The 16,499-nt window shown below is 68.7% G+C and carries 15 protein-coding genes and 1 pseudogene; 11 read left to right on the top strand and 5 right to left on the bottom strand.

The window, feature by feature from the left end; genetic code table 11:
* Window positions 1-22: 22 nt before the first annotated feature.
* The 3 genes from FHR21_RS17615 to FHR21_RS17625 form a co-directional block, all read right to left on the bottom strand.
* Window positions 23-2,953: a TonB-dependent receptor gene (locus tag FHR21_RS17615; RefSeq protein WP_184100711.1), complete on the bottom strand. Its 2,931-nt coding sequence runs from the start codon at window positions 2,951-2,953 to the stop codon at window positions 23-25.
* Between the two features lie 80 nt (window positions 2,954-3,033).
* Window positions 3,034-3,963, bottom strand: a complete 930-nt coding sequence (locus FHR21_RS17620) for a FecR family protein (protein WP_184100713.1) — start codon at window positions 3,961-3,963, stop codon at window positions 3,034-3,036.
* On the bottom strand, window positions 3,960-4,718 hold the full coding sequence (locus FHR21_RS17625) for an RNA polymerase sigma factor (protein WP_184100716.1): 759 nt from the start codon (window positions 4,716-4,718) through the stop codon (window positions 3,960-3,962). Before FHR21_RS17625 ends, FHR21_RS17620 begins: the two co-directional genes overlap by 4 nt.
* 836 nt (window positions 4,719-5,554) lie before the next feature.
* On the opposite strand from FHR21_RS17625, the gene FHR21_RS17630 reads away from it, so the two are divergent.
* The 3 genes from FHR21_RS17630 (at window position 5,555) to FHR21_RS17640 (ending at window position 9,125) form a co-directional block, all read left to right on the top strand.
* Window positions 5,555-6,589, top strand: a complete 1,035-nt coding sequence (locus FHR21_RS17630) for an ArdC family protein (RefSeq protein ID WP_184100771.1) — start codon at window positions 5,555-5,557, stop codon at window positions 6,587-6,589.
* Window positions 6,586-7,098 carry a DUF2958 domain-containing protein gene (locus tag FHR21_RS17635; RefSeq protein ID WP_184100718.1) on the top strand — a complete coding sequence of 171 codons (513 nt, stop codon included), beginning with the start codon at window positions 6,586-6,588 and terminating at the stop codon, window positions 7,096-7,098. The genes FHR21_RS17630 and FHR21_RS17635 overlap by 4 nt, the downstream gene beginning before the upstream one ends.
* 119 nt (window positions 7,099-7,217) lie before the next feature.
* Window positions 7,218-9,125: a ParB/RepB/Spo0J family partition protein gene (locus FHR21_RS17640; protein ID WP_184100720.1), complete on the top strand. Its 1,908-nt coding sequence runs from the start codon at window positions 7,218-7,220 to the stop codon at window positions 9,123-9,125.
* A gap of 248 nt (window positions 9,126-9,373) precedes the next feature.
* Here FHR21_RS17640 and FHR21_RS17645 read toward each other — a convergent pair whose 3' ends face one another.
* Window positions 9,374-9,688, bottom strand: a complete 315-nt coding sequence (locus FHR21_RS17645) for a hypothetical protein (protein WP_184100721.1) — start codon at window positions 9,686-9,688, stop codon at window positions 9,374-9,376.
* A gap of 409 nt (window positions 9,689-10,097) precedes the next feature.
* Between FHR21_RS17645 and FHR21_RS17650 the strand changes: the two genes are divergently transcribed.
* From FHR21_RS17650 to FHR21_RS21120, 8 genes and pseudogenes are all read left to right on the top strand, one after another.
* On the top strand, window positions 10,098-10,421 hold the full coding sequence (locus tag FHR21_RS17650) for a DUF736 domain-containing protein (RefSeq protein ID WP_184100723.1): 324 nt from the start codon (window positions 10,098-10,100) through the stop codon (window positions 10,419-10,421).
* A gap of 158 nt (window positions 10,422-10,579) precedes the next feature.
* Window positions 10,580-10,849, top strand: coding sequence for a MerR family transcriptional regulator (locus FHR21_RS17655; RefSeq protein ID WP_184100725.1), 270 nt, complete (start codon window positions 10,580-10,582; stop codon window positions 10,847-10,849).
* Window positions 10,842-11,414: a S26 family signal peptidase gene (locus FHR21_RS17660; RefSeq protein ID WP_184100726.1), complete on the top strand. Its 573-nt coding sequence runs from the start codon at window positions 10,842-10,844 to the stop codon at window positions 11,412-11,414. The genes FHR21_RS17655 and FHR21_RS17660 overlap by 8 nt, the downstream gene beginning before the upstream one ends.
* Window positions 11,402-12,109, top strand: coding sequence for a lytic transglycosylase domain-containing protein (locus FHR21_RS17665; RefSeq protein ID WP_184100728.1), 708 nt, complete (start codon window positions 11,402-11,404; stop codon window positions 12,107-12,109). Before FHR21_RS17660 ends, FHR21_RS17665 begins: the two co-directional genes overlap by 13 nt.
* Window positions 12,110-12,349: 240 nt before the next feature.
* Complete coding sequence (locus tag FHR21_RS17670; RefSeq protein ID WP_184100730.1) at window positions 12,350-12,709, top strand: hypothetical protein; 360 nt, start codon at window positions 12,350-12,352, stop codon at window positions 12,707-12,709.
* A 252-nt stretch (window positions 12,710-12,961) separates the two neighbouring features.
* Window positions 12,962-13,813 (top strand): annotated as a pseudogene (locus FHR21_RS17675) (IS110 family RNA-guided transposase); the annotation flags it as partial.
* A 238-nt stretch (window positions 13,814-14,051) separates the two neighbouring features.
* Window positions 14,052-16,028, top strand: coding sequence for a relaxase/mobilization nuclease RlxS (rlxS, locus tag FHR21_RS17680; protein WP_184100732.1), 1,977 nt, complete (start codon window positions 14,052-14,054; stop codon window positions 16,026-16,028).
* Between the two features lie 168 nt (window positions 16,029-16,196).
* Entirely contained in the window at window positions 16,197-16,331 is a 135-nt protein-coding gene (locus FHR21_RS21120; RefSeq protein ID WP_276569294.1) for a hypothetical protein, read from the top strand.
* On the opposite strand, the gene FHR21_RS17690 is transcribed toward FHR21_RS21120, so the two are convergent.
* Window positions 16,316-16,477, bottom strand: a complete 162-nt coding sequence (locus tag FHR21_RS17690) for a hypothetical protein (protein ID WP_184100736.1) — start codon at window positions 16,475-16,477, stop codon at window positions 16,316-16,318. The genes FHR21_RS21120 and FHR21_RS17690 overlap by 16 nt on opposite strands.
* Between the last annotated feature and the right edge of the window lie 22 nt (window positions 16,478-16,499).

A 16,499-nucleotide genomic window follows, 5' to 3' on the forward strand; every position in this document is an offset into this window, starting at 1 on the left:
GACGCAAGCAAGGCTGCCGCAATCACCATCCGACGATAGCCTGCAGCGCGAAGGTTCGGCCGATCGCGCTCGCCTGTTCGGGATCGTAGCCGATGTTGACGCCGGTCGAGCGGAACAGCGCATAGGGCGGATCCTTGTCGAACAGATTGTTGACGCTGAACGCGAGCCGGAGCTTGCGCTTGTCCGGATCGCCGATCCGCATGCCAAGCTGGAGGTCGACCGTCGTCCAGCTCTTCACGCGTTCGGCCGGCGTCACCGTGAGGTTGCGATAGCTTGCGACATGATTGACCCCGATCCCGCCATCGAAGGCGCCGGCCTCGAAGCCGGCGCGGCCGCGCAGCCGGAGCTTGACCGGCGCACCGAGCGTGCCGACGACATTGTTGGGCGGCGCCGTGTTGGTTATCCGGTGGTCGATCGTGAACAGCCGCGATCCGCCCAGCGACAGGTTGACGCTGCCGTCGGCGAGCGGCCTGCTGTATCCCAGGTCGAAATCGAGGCCGCGCACCGTCGAGCGCGACAGGTTGCGCGTCCGCGCATCGACGATCGCCATCACCTCATCCTGACCGATCCCGATCGCATTCGAGAAGCTCGGGTCGGCGAAATAGGCCGCGACCTCAGCCGGATCGGGCGTATCGTCGATCAAAGCGCCATAGACATCGCGCCGCGTGAAGAACTGCTGGAGAAAGCTGTTCGCCGACGCGATGCGATCCCTGTAGCTGATATCGAACCAGGTGAGGCTGAGCTTCGCGCCGGGAAGGAAGCGTGGCTCGAAATCGACCCCTGCGGTCCAGCTCGTCGCCTTTTCGGGGCCGAGGTCGGGCCGATAGCCGAGCAGGAGCAGCACCGCGGTCTGGCCGGTTTGTGAGGCCGGATCGGTGATCCGGAACGTCTGGTAGAGCGCGTTAGCCGTTCCGACGAGTTCGTCGAAGAAGGGCGCGCGGAACGACCGACCGTAGGAGGCGCGGAGCGCCAGGCCGGGCAGGGGCTCCCAGCGCGCGCCAAACTTCGGATTGGCCGTATCGCCGACGTCCGAATAATCTTCATAGCGTCCCGCCGCCGAAACATTGAGCGTTCCGGGAAAATTCTCCCCTGCGTCGAAGACGGGGATTGCGAGCTCGGCATAAAGGGCTTTGACGATACGTTTGTCGGGCAAGCCGGCGAGACCGCTCGTCTGCGGGGCGTCGGCGACGATGTCGAAGACCTGCGTGAAGTCGAGATTGTCGCGCCGGTATTCGGCGCCGAGGGCGAGCTTTGCGTCGCCGGCAGGAAGCGCCAGCATCGTCCCGTCGGCGCGCAGCGCAGCGGTCCAGCTCTTGTAACGCGAGCGCTGCGAAAATCCGCCGCGCAAGCTGTCGATCAGCGCCGGGTCGTTGACCGCCCCGTCACCGAACAGGTTGATCGCCCGCGCTGGATCGGTCGCCGCGACGGCGCGGGCGAGTCTGACGAGGTGGACGATATTGACCCCGTCATAGCCATCGCGCTGCATCCCGTAGCCGCCCGACAGCTCGATATTCCAGCTGTCGATATCGGCACGCGCTCCGAATGCGGTGTTGAGCGCCGTGACCGTGCCGCGCACTCCTTCGGGCCCGAAGTCGGCGATCGGGTCGTAGTAGACGGTGATTTTCTGGCCGGTGCCGATGGGATCGACATAATAGGGATTGGCGGGGGTCACGACCTGCTGCGAGACGCCTATAATCCGGCGCCGGGCCTCGAAGTCGCGTTCCGCATAAAGCCCTCGCGCGAAGAGGCTGAGATGATCGCCGATCTGCTGTTCTCCCGCCGCGTAGACGGTGAAGCTCTTCTGGCGCGGGAGGATATCGACCTTCCGGCGGGCGTCGCCGCGGGCGAAGCCGGCACTCGGGATGAGTTCAGCGGCTGTCAGCGCGGTCCCGTCCTGCCCGCGCGGGATGAGGAAACGCTGGCCGCCTGCGGCGACGATTGTTCCCGGGTTGGCGAAGTTCGACCGCAGGTCGGGACCGCCGAAGCGCCGAAGGTCTTCGGACGCGGAGGCGCGCTCTTCCGAGCCGAGGCTGCCGCGCCGGTAATATTCGCCGGCAACAACGAGATGGCCCGTTGCCCAGCCGGTGCCGACGATGTGCCCGACCTGGACTTCGCCATAGTCGCCATCGGCGGTTCCGGCGCGCAGCCGCGTCTCGGCCCCGTCGAAGCGACCGCGGAAGCGCAGATTCACCACCCCCGCGACCGCATCGGACCCATAGATCGCCGAAGCGCCATCGGTGAGGATTTCAAGGCGCTCGACCGCGATCGACGGTATCATTGAAATATCGGCGAAGGCGCCCGAGCTGCCGCCGAGCGCGGGGCGCGTCCCGTCGAGGAGGGTGAGCGTCGAGCCTGGCCCGAGGCCGCGGAGGTTGATGCCCGTGCCATAACCGATATTGCTCGCCGCATTGCCGCGCGCCGAGGTGCCGACATTGGCCTCGGCGGGTCCGCCCGAGAAGTTCTGCGGGATCGTCTGGATAAAGTCGGCGAGCGTCGCGCGTCCGCTGCGGTCGAGCGTGTCGCGGTCGATCGTGGCGACGGGCGAGCCGACCGGGCCGGCGCCGCGGATGCGCGATCCGGTCACTATAATGTCCTCGGGCACGGGGACGTCAGTCGAAGCGTCGCCAGCCGCATCGCCGTTTCCCGCGCGGATCACGAAGGCACCCTCGACGACCTCGGCGACGAGACCGGTGCCCGCGAGCAGCCGGGCCAGCGCGACATCGGGCGCGAGGCGGCCCCGCACGCGGCCGCTACGCTTGTCGTCGAGCAGCGCCGAGGAGGCGACCACTTCGCGGCCCGAAACCTGCGAATAGAGACGCAGCGCTTCGCCGAGGCGCCGCGGCGCGATGTCGTAATCCGTTTTCGCCGGCTGGGTCTGGGCGTGCGCCTGCGGTGCCTGAATCGCCATTGCGGCCGTACCCGCTAGCAGCGCCGCCAAAATTCTTATCGTCATTGTTGCCTCCCAAGCGGCCGCTCATGGCCGTCTGGGGGTGCAAAACCCCGAGGTTGGAGAAACTCCCCCCTCGGACCCGATTATTTTTTTCGCAGGATTATTTCTCCGACGCGCTCGTCGATTCCAAGGTCGAGCGCCGCGGCGAGCTTGCGCGCGAGCGCTGGTCCCGCCGACACATCGAAACTACCGGTCACCGGAAGCGATGCGAGCGCCGGGTCGGCGAGGCGGATCGGTTTGCTATCGCTCTGGTTGGCGCGATCGAGCACCGCACCGAGCGGAAGATTGTCGGCGGCGAGCAGGATGGTGGGAGCGGCGGATGGGACCGGGCTCGCCATGGCAGGAAGCCGGTACGGGCCTGTCTCGGGCACCTCGGCACTTTCGCCGGGTGCGAGCCGCAGCGCGCCGCCGCCCGCGCTCGAGCGGATTTCGATCGATCCCCTGATCAGCGTCACGCGCGGGGTGGCTTTGCGGGCATCGACCTCGAAGATCGTGCCGAGCGCGGTCGTCTCCGACCGGCCCGCGACGACGGTGAAGGGACGTGCGGCGTCATGCGCGACGTCGAAGCGCGCGCGCCCGCCGACAAGGATCACGCGGCGCCCACCGGTACTGAATTGCGTCTCGATGCGGGCGCCGTCCATCAAGGTAACGCGGGTGCCGTCGCCAAGTGTCTGCTCGCCGGGGGCGGTCTCGCTCTGCGCGAGCTGCGTTTCGCCGCTTCCGCGCTGGATATACCAGGCTCCGCCGAGCGCCAGCACGATGGCGGCGGCGGTCGCGACGGCCCAGCGGAAGCCGCCGGGTGCATCGGCTTCGCTGCGGAAATGGCGTGCGTCGGCCTTGATGCGGACCGGCGACATGTCCTCGGCAAAGACCCAGTCATTCTCGGCTTTCGCATAGGCCTCGGCGTTGCCCGGCTTCGCGTGCCAGGCCTCGAACGCTTTCTTTTCGGAATCGGTCGGGTTGCCGGACATCGTCGTGGCCCAATCGATCGCCTCGCGTTCCCGCCGCGTCACGCGTCCGTATCTCGCGCTTTGCGGATGGCGACGCGCGCCTTGCTGATATGCTTTTCCACGCGCTTGATGCTCATGCCCTTGATTCGTGCGATCTCTTCATAACTGAGGTTCTCGAACCTGTGCATCAGGAATACATCCTGTGTGGTTGTACCGAGGCGGGCGATCGCCTGCTCGGCGCGGCGGATCATGTCGCGCGCCTCCAGCGCGACATGGGGATCAGGGCCGGCGATCTCTTGCTCCTCGAAGCTGTGATGGGCGGAAATCCGGCTGCGCACCCCTGAGCGCGCGCGGTTCCTGAGGACCGACCGCGCCGCGGCGGCGAGATAGGCGGCGGGGGCGTCGAGCAGGCCCGCGCGATGGCCCTTCGCCGAGAAGACGCGGCGAAAGGTCTCCTGGACCAGGTCGCCTACTTCTTGCGGCGGCACGCTGCGGCGGAAGATTCCGGCAACGAGCGGGCGCTGCGCCGCGTAGAGCGCCTCGGCGCGCGCGCTGCTGCCGAAACCGGCCCAGTCGTCGGGCGGCAGCGGATCGGCGGCATCGAGGCCGCGCCGTCCGTCCTTCTCGCTGTCGTCATAGTCCATCGCGTCCGCCTTCGAGAAGGCAGCGACCGCGCCGACGAGCCGGGCGTTGAGAACAGGTACGAGAAACCCGCGCCGCCGCCTTTGGCCCGAGGGCTTGGACATGCGCAGACGGCCACCCGGCGGGATGGCATTCAGGGACATTGACTCTCGAACGGAGTTCTCACGCTCCGGCATCCGGCGCTTCGCTGCCCGATGCCGGACCAGCATAACCGGCTGTGCCGTAAGGGCAAGAGTCTGCCGGGAGACCGCTCGACTACGGACCGGATTCGAAGGGGTACGGGAGACGAGTCTGGTTTCGGCCGTGCTCGACGAGACCGGTCGGAGGCCGGGATCCACAAAGTCTCGGTTGATGCGCGCGGCCCGAAAGGAGCGCGCACTGGCGGCGGCGGGCGCCGCCAGAGGTCGCGCGTCGCACGGTTGGCCGCGCTGCGCGCTTGGGCTCGCTGGTCTTGGCGCGGCGGCGGCTAAGCACAGCTGCGCACGCACGCCGCCGCGCCTGCGGCTCGCCAAGGGCGCGAGTTTTCAGGCCCTTCGGGCCGCGGTCGAGGCCGATCGCATCGACATTGTTGGGCGGTGCCGTTCGGGGCGCCGGGGCGATGCGGTGAATATGTCGACGAAGCCGGGCTGAGGACGCCGCGCGGAGCGCGGCGGCGCTTTGGTGGGCCGGCACCTCGGACATCGGCGCGGGCGGCGCACGGCCTGTGGGACCGCCCGGCGCCCGCGCAAGCCCGCCTCCGGCGGGCTCCTCCGCTTCGCTGCGGCCCTGCGGGTGCGCGGCCGCCTCGCTGGGCGGTCCCTTGCCCCGTGCGTTCGCCGCCCGCCCCGCTGTCCGGGGCCGGCCGCGGCGGATTTTGGTCCGGAGGAGAGGCACCGTGAACGCATTCCCGCAAGCCTTGGGCAAGGCCGCACCCTCGCGAAGCTCCGCGCGACGGGGCGACAGAGGCGCTGACAGCGCGGGCGGCGCCGCGACGCGCGGCCGAACGCGCGACAAGGGCCGCACCGGCGACGGGGTGCGCGGCGGCGCGCCGGGCGTGTCGCTCTATGACGAGGTGACCGCGCGGATCGTGGGCGAACTCGAGGAAGGGCGTATTCCGTGGGTGCGGCCTTGGGACGCCGCCGCCTTCGCGCCGGGCCTGCCGCGCAACGCCGAAACGCGGCGCAGCTATTCGGGCATCAATATCCTCATCCTCTGGAGCGAGGCGGTGCAGCGCGGTTTCGCCGCGCAAGGCTGGCTGACCTTCAACCAAGCGCGGCAGGCGGGCGGACAGGTCCGCAAGGGCGAAAAGGGCACGACCATCTTCTACGCCGCGCGCTTCACGCCCCAAGAAAAGGGCGGGCGCGGCGCGGGCGGCGCAGCGGTGGCGCCCGCTTCCGTCCCCGACGGGCGCAGCGGCGCGGGAGGGGCGAGCGGAGAGGGGGGCGACCGCTCGATTCCGTTCCTCAAGCGCTTCACCGTGTTCAACGTCGCGCAGGTCGAGGGCCTCCCCGAGCGGTGCACCGCGCCCGACCCCTTGCGCCTGCCGCGCGAGACAATCCCGGTCGCCGAGGCGCTGCTCGCGGCGAGCGGCGCCGATATCCGCATCGGCGGCAACGAGGCCTATTATTCGCCATCGGGCGATTTCGTCGCGCTGCCGCACCAGCAGGCGTTCCGCGCGCAGATCGACTTTTACCGCACCGCGCTGCACGAACTCGGCCACTGGACCGGTCATAGGTCGCGGCTCGATCGCGACCAGACGGGCGGCTTCGGCAGCGCCGCCTATGGCCGCGAGGAGCTTTGCGCCGAACTCGCGAGCGCCTTCCTCTGTGCGTCGCTCGGCATCGCGCCGACCGTTCGCCACGCCGACTATATCGGCGCGTGGCTCGCGATCATGCGCGCCGATACGCGCGCAATCTTCAAGGCGGCGAGCCTCGCGTCGAAAGCGGCGGACTATCTGCTCGCCTTCGCTCCCGCGCCAGCGGGCGGCGACATCGAAGGCGCTCCCGCCGCCGCGCGCGGCATGGGCGCGGCGCGCCACGAAGCGACAGGCGGAGAGGCGGGGCAATGATCCTGCTTCCCGCGCATCTGCGCTTCGCGCTCAACGCCAATGGCCTGACGGGCCGCATCCACGCCGCGCGCGACGAGCGGTTCGACCCGCGCCCGGTCGTCAAATTTTTCAATCCGGTCGGCGCGGCGACGTGGCTTGCGACCGAAATCGACGAAGATGGCGACACGCTGTTCGGGCTGGCCGACCTTGGTTTCGGCTGCCCCGAACTCGGCTGCTTCTCGCTCCGCGAAATCGAGGACGTGCGCTTGCCCTTCGGCCTCGCCATCGAGCGCGACGAGCATTTCTCGGGGCTGGCGCCGCTGTCGGTCTGGGCCGACATGGCGCGGCGCTTGGGGACGATCATTCAGGCCGAGGCCGCGCTCCGCCGCAAGGCGCGCGATGCACGCACCCACCATCCATCGGCGTCGCCGCGCCCCGACAAAGGCGACCTCCAGCCGACCGAAGACGGGGGGCAGCGCGAGCGTCCGGCGCCGCCGTCGGCGGCGAACGACGAGCTTCCGCCACGCTAGGCGGCAAGGCGAGGCGGCGCGCCTTCGCCGTCAGGCCGGTTTCCGGGGGCAAACCCCGCCCACGGAAGTCCCGGGCGCGGAGACCGGAAACCGGCCACCCCAAGATATGGAGTGACGACATGAAACTCGATTTTATCCCGCTCGACAAGCTCTCGGTCGATCCGGCCAATATGCGCGCCAAGGGGCGCGACCCCGACGTCAGCGACATATTGCCGAGCGTCCGCAAGCGCGGCGTTCTCGTTTCGCTGCTGGTTCGCCCCGCCGCCGAGGACGGTCATTTCCGGATTTCGGCGGGGCGGCGGCGCTTCACCGCCGCCAATATCGTCGTGCGCGAGGGCGGACCCGCGCGCCCCTTGCCGTGCGGCATCTTGGACGAGGACGACGACGCCGACGCCATCGAGGCGTCGATGCTCGAAAATCTCGCGCGCGTCGCGCCCGACGAGGTCAGCCAGTGGGAGGCGTTCGTCAAGCTGGTCAAGGCGGGTCGCAAGGTCGAGGAGATCGCCGCCGACTTCGCGTTCGAGGTGCCGACGGTGAAGCGCATCCTCGCGCTCGGCAATCTCCTGCCGCGCATCCGCACCCTCTATCGGGGCGGCGAGATCGACCAGACGACGGTCAAACAGCTGACGCTCGCGAGCAAGAGCCAGCAGACGGCCTGGCTGGCCTTGTTCGACGACAAGGACGCCTATTGCCCGACCGGCTTCCGCCTCAAGGACTGGCTGTTCGGCGGCAATACGATCAAGGCCGACCATGCCCTGTTCGACGTCGAGGAGGCGAAGCTTGCGGTCATCGCCGACCTGTTCGGCGACGAAAGGCTGGTCACCGATACCGACGCTTTCTGGACCCGCCAGATGGCCGAGGTCGAGGCCCGCCGCGCCGGCTATATCGAAGACGGCTGGAGCGACGTCGTCGTCCTCGACTGCGGCCAGCGTTTCGACCGCTACGACCATCGCCACACGTCGAAACGGCAGGGCGGGCGCGTCTATGTCGAGGTCCGCAAGTCGGGCGAAGTGACCTTCCACGAAGGCTTTCTGACCGAGAAGGAAGCCGCGAAGCGCGCCCGAAATGAGGGATTGGGCAGCGACGGCGGCGCGGCGCCCGACAAGGTTCAGCGGCCCGAGGTCACCTCTGCAATGGGCACCTATATCGACCTCCACCGCCATGCGGTGGTGCGCGCCGAGCTCGCGAAGCATGGCGGGGTCGCGCTCCGCGCGATGGCGGCGCATGTCATCGCGAACGCCGACCATTATCGCGTCGAAACCCAGTCCTATGTCTGCGCAAAGGACGAGGTGCAGGAGAGCGTCGAGACGTGCGGCGCCGAAGTGATGTTCGACGAGCGCCGCCGCGCGGTGCTCGGCGTTCTCGGCTTCGACGGCGAGGATCTCACCGTCACCGCGCGCCGTGCCGGTCACCGCCAGTTCGCGCCGATCTTCGCGCGGCTGCTCGAACTGCCCGATCCGGTCGTCCTCGAAATCCTCGCCATCGTCATGGGCGAAACGCTCGCGGCGGGCAGCGAGGCGGTCGAGATGATCGGCCAGTATCTGGACGTCGATATGGCGAAAGTCTGGACCCCCGATGCCGCCTTCTGGAACCAGATTCGCGACAAGGAGGTGCTCGGCAGGATCGTCGCCGAGGTCGCGGGCGATGACGTCGCCGCCGCTAATGCGGGCCAGCAGGCGAAGGTCCTCAAGACCATCGTGACCGATCATCTGGACGGCGCCAACGGCCGTCCGAAGGTCGAGGGATGGGTGCCGCGCTGGATGCGTTTCGCGCCGAGCGCCTATACTTCGCGCGGCGGGGTCGGGAGCGTCGCGGCGCACGACCGGTTGCTCCACATCATCGCGCGCGCCGCCGAGGCCGACGCCGCGCGCGAAGCCGAAGCGGCGGCCGTGGGCGAGGGCGAGACGGATGCGGATGCCGGGAGCCGCACCGCGACCGAGGACGATACTGGGAAAGATTCCGATGCCGATACCGGAGATGCCGGTGACGGTGCGGCGGCGGACGGCGACACCGCGCTCGCGGCCTGACTTGAGGGGAAGGGCGGCGGCGCGCCGCCCTTCCTCTCGCTTGGTCATGTTGCTGCCCCGAAGGCCCGGCGCGCCGCCCCTGACGGGGCGGCGCGGGGAGGGTGGAAAAGTCACGCGCCGGGGCGCGCCGCGAACGATCGCAGCGCGCCCCGGCGCGTGTCTTTGCGTTGGTTTTGCTGCTGCCGCGCGGCAGGCCTGCGGCGCCGCGCGATGTCTTTTGTCAGGATTGGGGCACCCTCGCGGCCCGGTCAGGCGAGCAGGCGGCGGAGGAAATAGACGCGGAAAAGATCGAGCAGCGCCTCGGCGGCTTCATTGTCGTTCGCGTGCGCGACCACCTGCAATCCGCCGTCGGGTCCCGGTTCATATTCGAACGGGTGGAGCCCCGTCAGGCGCAGCGCGGCGGGATCGAGGCCATCGCGGCGGAGGCTCGCGAGCGCCTCGTCGTCGAGTGACAGCCCGATCCAGATGCCCGCGCTACGCGCGGCAATCATGCCCGGATCGCGGCCTTCGGCTGCGATACTGAGGCTTGCCCGTCCGTCCATTTCGGTCCCCTGTGCGGCCATCGCCGGCCCCTGTCGATCGTCTGAAAAGCGGTCAGCCGTCCCCCACGAATCCGGCGCCCGAAGCCGAAGTCCTTGCATCGAAATCCCCGTCTTGGCCATCGGGATTCGTCCGTTGTCGTCACCGTTCGCCGCATCGCAGCCTTGGCGCTCCTGTCTCTTCCGGCACCCGTCCGGGGCTCGGGAAGGCGGTCTGGTACGGGGCGGCGGCGGCGCAACGGGCGCGTTCGCGCTATTTTCCCCGCCGGCTGCGCCGGCTCCTCGCGGCGGTGCCCAAGGGCACCCAAAATCGCGCGCGCGCCCGTCCTCCGCTGCGCTTCGGCCCTCCGGGTGCGCCGCCGCCTGATGCCCCGTCCTCGTCGTCCGCCACGCCCCGGGATGGTCCCGGCGGTGCATTTGAAGGAGACGAACCATGGCAGCAATCGGCTTTGTGAGCGGCAACATGTCCGACGGATATCGCGGCCAGCTCAAGACGCTTTCGATCCGCGCCGAGATCGAAATCCGGGTCAACCGGACCAAGAATGGCGACGCCCAGCCCGACTTCCGGGTCTTCTCGGACAATGTCGAGATCGGCGCCGCGTGGGTCCGCACCGGGCAGGTGTCGGGCGAACCCTATGTCTCGCTCAGCCTCGCCGCGCCCGAATTCGGGCCGCGCCGGCTCTATGCGAACCTCGGGCGCGCCGCCGGGCAGGACGACGAGGACACCTACGCCCTGATCTGGAACCCCGCCGACTGAGCGCTCCCACCCTCGCCCCCGCGCCGTTTCCGGCGCGGGGGCTCGTTTTTTGCCGGGTCATTCTTCGAGCCTCTCCGCCCGGCGCACCGAGATGCATCTCCGGCGCACCACGCGGCACCGAACGGCACCGCGCACCACATGGCCGGAGACCGGGAAAGATGAGCGAACAGGATGACGAGATTATCAGGGCGCGGACGGCCAAACATGGCAGTCCGTTCCTGAACACCGAGCAGGCGGCGGCCTATCTCGGCCTTTGTCCGCGCAAACTTCAATATATGCGCAGCCGCTGCGTCGGACCCCGATACCGGCTCCACAGCCGCTTCATTCGCTATCATATCGACGATCTGATCATCTGGTCGCGCTCGACGGCGCCCGCCGACGATGCGCCGAAGCCGCGCGGAAACCGGAAGGGGAAAGGCGATGCGTGAGCGCCCCGACCTCCCGCTGATCGCATGGGGCGAAGCGCTCCGAGCTACGCGTCTCGCGCGCCAGCGGCGCCAGCTTCGCTTCGCCTTCGCGGCGTTCGGCATCGGCGCGCTTGGCCTTACCATCGCCGTGCCGCCGACTCCGCGTCTCGTCTGGAATGTGAGCGCCAGCGCGCCGCGCGGCCTCTATGTCGTGAGCCCCGGCGTCCCCGTCACAGCTGGCGACATGGTGGTTGCGCGGACCCCGGACCCGTGGCGGATGCTCGCCGCAAGGCGCCGTTATCTGCCCGCCAATGTGCCGCTGGTGAAACGCGTCGTCGCAGCGCGCCGCGAGATCGTCTGCGCGCGCGGTCCCGACATTTCGATCAACGGCGTCCCCGCCGTGACCCGCCGCGCGCGCGACGCCAAGGGACGCATCCTGCCATGGTGGGAGGGCTGCGTCCGGCTCGGCGGCGGCGATGCTTTCCTGCTCATGGCGAACGAGGACGCATCGTTCGACGGGCGCTATTTCGGGGTCACGCGCGCGCGCGACATCCTTGGGCGGGCGCATCTTTTATGGGCGCGCTGAAACACCGCGCGGCGCTGCTCACCGCCCTCCTGACGCTTGCCGCCGGACCCTGCTTTGCGCGCGAAGCGGCGCCCTGGCGTGTCCATGTCAGCGACGCGGCGGCGCGCTTCGGGCTTCCCGAAGAGTGGGTGCTCCGCGTCATCGCCGCCGAGAGCGGCGGGCGGACCGAGCTCGGGGGCAAGCCGATCACCAGCCATGCGGGGGCGATGGGATTGATGCAGGTGATGCCCGCGACCTGGGCGAGTCTGCGCGCGCGCTACCGCCTCGGGCCCGACCCGTACGACCCGCGCGACAATATCGTCGCGGGCACCGCCTATCTGCGCGATATGTACGACCGCTTCGGTTATCCGGGATTGTTCGCGGCCTATAATGCGGGGCCCGGACGCTACGGCGAGCATCTCGCGCGCGGCCGTCCGCTGCCGCGCGAGACGCGCGACTATGTCGCGAAAATCACCGGGCAGGCGGCATTGCCGACCGCGACGGCATTGCCTTCGCGCGGCGATGAAGCGGAGGTGCCGCAGGCCGATGTCGACCCGATCTTCTTCGCGCGAAGCGAACGTGCAGGCCCCGCAGTGCTCGTGACAACGCCGCAGGCGGAGGCACGGTCAGCCATCAATCATGTGGTGCCCGAACAGGGTGCGCGGCGCCCGGACCCGCTCTTCCTGCTGCGCGGCGGCGGCGATGACAGGCGCTAGGACATCGGCCGAGCGCCGGGGCGAGAGGGTAGGGCTCGTCTCGGCAAGGCCGAGTTTGACGGGCGGCGGCGCGGCTGTGCAAGGCCGGCGGGTGCCCCCCAATTTGCTGTGCAAATCGGTTCCCCCCACCGCCGCTTCGCGGCGCCTGCGCTGCGCTCCGGCGGCCCTGACAGCCGCGCCGTCGCCCGTCCCTGAAACATCGTTCCCGACTTGGGGAACGGTCGATTTCAGGAGGATATCATGGTCGATGTTGCAATCTCCGGTGCCGCGGATCGCGTGTTCGAACGGCTGGTTTCGGGGCTCGAAACCGAGTTCGGGAGCGCCGCGGCTGAAGGGCTGGCGCGGGTCTTTGTCGAAGCCGAAGGCGGCGATTTCTACTGGGAGGCGCGCGAGAAAATGCGCTGGCTCGGGCTCTGGGAAGGTCTCGACGAGGAGCAGGCGGAGGCCCTCGACCGGGTGGCGGTTGCAGGCGTTTTCGACGGGCGCTGCTATGTCGCGGTGCTGCTCGTGGACGGCTGGGACGCGGTGCAGGCTTTGCTCGGGGTGCGGCATTTCGAGGAGCGGGCGGCGGCGGACGACGCCTTTGCCAAAGCGCATTGATCGCTATCGGCGGTCGGACGGGAGCGGCGCCGGTGCGGCGCTGCTCCCTTGTTTTTTCCTCGTCGCGGGGTGGGGTCGCGGATGGAGCGGCGGAGCGGTTTCGAGGAGGAAGCGGAGATTGCCGCCGTATTTGGCGAGGACTTGGCGTTGCTTCCGACCAGCGCGGATGCTGCACCCGATGAGAAATCTTGCGCTGCGGACGTCAGCGGCGCGACCCTCGCTCCGGTCAAACGGAAGCGAAGGAGTCGTGTGATGGAATACTTTACCGGCCTCGATGTCTCGGTCGACGAAACCGCGATCTGTGTCGTTGGCGATGACGGCAAAGTGGCGTTCGAAACCGCCGTCGAAACCGATCCGGCTGCAATCGCGGAAGCGCTGCGGCCGTACGCGGATCGCATGCGCCGCGTCGGCCACGAGGCCGGATCGCTGTCGCCGTGGCTGCACACCGAGCTGCTGGCCGAAGGTGTTCCAGCGGTCTGCCTCGAAACCCGTCATGTGCGCGCGGCCCTGTCGGCGCAGCGCAACAAGACGGACGCCAATGATGCACTCGGCATCGCACATATCATGCGCACCGGCTGGTTCCGCCAGGCGCACATCAAGACGGATGGCTGCTATCGGATCAGGCTGCTGCTCGTTCAGCGCCGCAATCTGAAGCGCAAGTTCCTCGACCTTGAAAATGCGATCCGCCACTCGCTGAAGGTGTTCGGGATCCGGCTTGGCAAGGTCGGCCGCGGCGCCATGGAGAAGTCCGTGCGCGAGGCCGTCGCGGGCGCTGGTCTGATGGACTGCATGCTTCGCGCACGCGCCGCGCTGTGGGCTGAGTATCTGACGCTGCACAAGCTCGTCGTGCAGCTCGCCATGCGCGACGAACTCTGCCGGCGCTTCATGGCGATCCCGGGCGTCGGTCCGGTGACGGCGCTGAGCTTCAGCAGTGCGATCGACGACCCGCAGCGCTTCCGTCGATCGCGCAACGTGGCGGCCTACTTCGGGTTGACGGCGAAGCGGTGGCAGTCGGGCACGTCGATCGATGTGCAGGGACGGATCAGCAAGGCTGGCGATCCCGATGTGCGTCGCGCGCTCTACGAGGCGGCGTCGGCGATGCTCAAGAGCCCACGTCGAATAGTGCCCGATTACTTGCTATGAAGGAGAGATGGAGATGGCGAAATCTTGCAGAAAACGGGAGCCAAATAGGACGGCAAGATAAAAGGAGAGTCTCGCAAGGCGAGCCATCTTCCTGTCTGCACATCCCTTTTTACGAGACGCGGCATGCTGCCGCGAGACTCATGCGCCGAGATCGGCGGGTTTCCGCCACCGGGCGCGAGATTCCGGCGGGCGCGGCGAGATGAGCGGCGGCGAGGAGGATTTCGAGCCGAAGCTCGGCAAGATGCGGAGCGTGCGCGGCAAGAAGGCGCGCAAATATCTCGGCCGCCTGCTCGCTGCGGGCATCGCTGCGGCGGGCGGGGCACGAGCGGGGCGCAAAGGCTTCGACGGCAGCCGGATCGGGCGCGGCAGCGCGGCGGGGCGGCTCCTCGCGTCGCGCGGGGCAACCGACCGGTTCACGTCGCGGCGCGTGATCGTGAAGACGCGGCTGGTGCGGCTCGGCGGCAAGGGGCTCGACGCGGCGCGCGCGCATCTCAAATATATCCAGCGCGACGGCGTCACCCGCGAGGGCGCGCCCGGGCAATTATATGGGCCGCAGGGCGATGTCGCCGACGGCAGGGACTTCCTCGATCGCGCGACCGGCGATCGCCACCAGTTCCGCTTCATCGTGTCGGCCGAGGAGGGCGATCTCTACGCCGATCTCAAGCCCTTCGTGCGGCGGCTGATGGCGCAGATGGAGGAGGATCTCGGAACGCGTCTCGATTGGGTCGCGGTCGACCATTTCAATACCGGCCACCCGCACAGCCATATCATGCTCCGCGGACGCGACGAGCGCGGCAAGGATCTGATCATCGCCCGCGACTATATCGCGCACGGGCTGCGGACGCGCGCCAGCGAGATCGCCACGCTCGATCTCGGCCCGAAGACGCAGCTCGAAGTCGAGACACGGATGCGGCGCGACGTCGACGCCGAACGGCTCACCGACATCGATCGCGACCTGCTGCGCGAAGCCGGGCGCCATCCGCTCGTCATGGCGAAGGACCGCGACCCGGTCATCCAGTCGCTCCGTGCCGGTCGGCTGCAGAAGCTCGGCGCGATGGGGCTCGCCGACGAGATTGCGCCGGGGCAGTGGCGGCTCGCGGGCGCGATGCGCGAGACGCTCACCGGGCTCGGCGAGCGCGGCGATATCATTCGCACGATGCAGCGCGAGCTGACCGCGCGGTCGCGCGCGGCGGCGCCGGCGGATCGCGTCATCCACGACCGTCATGCGCCGCTTGTCGAAGCGCTCGTCGGGCGCGTCGTCGCGCGCGGCCTCGACGACGAACTCGCCGACCGCCATTATCTGATCGTCGATGGTATCGACGGGGCCAGCCACTATGTCGCGATCGGCAAGGGCGACGCTGTCGAGACGTTGCCCGAGGGTGCGATCGTCCGGATCGTGCCGACGGCAAGTGCGATGAGCGAGGCCGACCGTACGATCGTCGCGGTCGCCGCGGCAAATGAGGGACGGTACGACGCCACGGCGCACCGGCGGTTCGACAGCCATGCGAGCCCGGCGTTTATCGAGGCGCATATCCGCCGCCTCGAAGCCATGCGGCGCCAGGGTCTGACAGAACGCGCGGCCGACGGCAGCTGGACGATCGCGGCCGACCATACCGAGCGCGCCCGCGCCTATGCTACAGCCTCGGCGCGCGAGCGCCCGGTGACCGTCGAGCTCTTGTCGCCGGTGCCTGTCGAGCGGCTCGCGCGCGCCGAAGCCCGGACCTGGCTCGACCGCGAGGCAGCGAGCGGCGGCACCTTGCCGGCGCGCGACAAGGGGTTCGGGCGCGAGGTGCGGACCGCGATGGCGCTGCGCCAGCAATGGCTGATCGACGAAGAGCTCGCCGATGCCGCGGGCGAGGGAATAGCCTATCGCCGCGGCGCATTGGCGGCGCTGCAGCGGCGCGAATTGTTACGACTGGCGCGGAGCCTCTCGGCCGAACTCGGCAAGGACTTCGTCGAGGCCCACGAAGGCGAGCGGGTCGATGGCCGGCTCGCGAAACGGATCGATGCCGCCGGCGGGCGCTACGCGCTCGTCGAGAAGGCCAAGCAATTTTCGCTGGTTCCGTGGAAGCCGGTGCTCGACCGTCATGTCGGCAAGGAGGTCGGCGGCATGGTCCGCGAAAGCGGGATCAGCTGGACGATCGGACGCGACCGTGGCGGGCCCACGATTAGCTGATCGCGAGCGTCCACAATCCGTTGCGGAACGCCACGAAAGTTGAGCTTGGCGGCAGCGTCAAATCTCTTGGTTCCGTGACCGAAGTGTCATGCCTATCGGCTGCGCGTCGACTGCGCTCATCCGTCGACAAGGAGGGGGCTCCTCTTCGTTGAAATGAGCCGGCTGAACATGCGACCCGTTCGGCCGTCACTCGGCGGCACCGTGCTCGGCTTTTCCCGGGACGTTCGCGCGGTGCCGCCGCTTTTCTCGATGGCGCCCGTGCGGGTCACCTGTTGCCGTGTACTCGCCTATGTCGCGCCCTGAGCGGGCAGATGCCGCCGGACGACATCGAGCGCGGACTCAAGCGCTTCGGAGCGGTAGCCGCCCCCGTCGGCTTGGCGATCGAAAATCCCGTCGGCATCGTCAATCTGGACGAGCACCTCGAGCGCTGCCTGTAATTCTTCGTCCATCAATTATCTCCAGCGCGTTCCA

The organism is Sphingopyxis panaciterrulae (assembly GCF_014199295.1).
Classification (GTDB): Bacteria; Pseudomonadota; Alphaproteobacteria; order Sphingomonadales; family Sphingomonadaceae; genus Sphingopyxis; species Sphingopyxis panaciterrulae.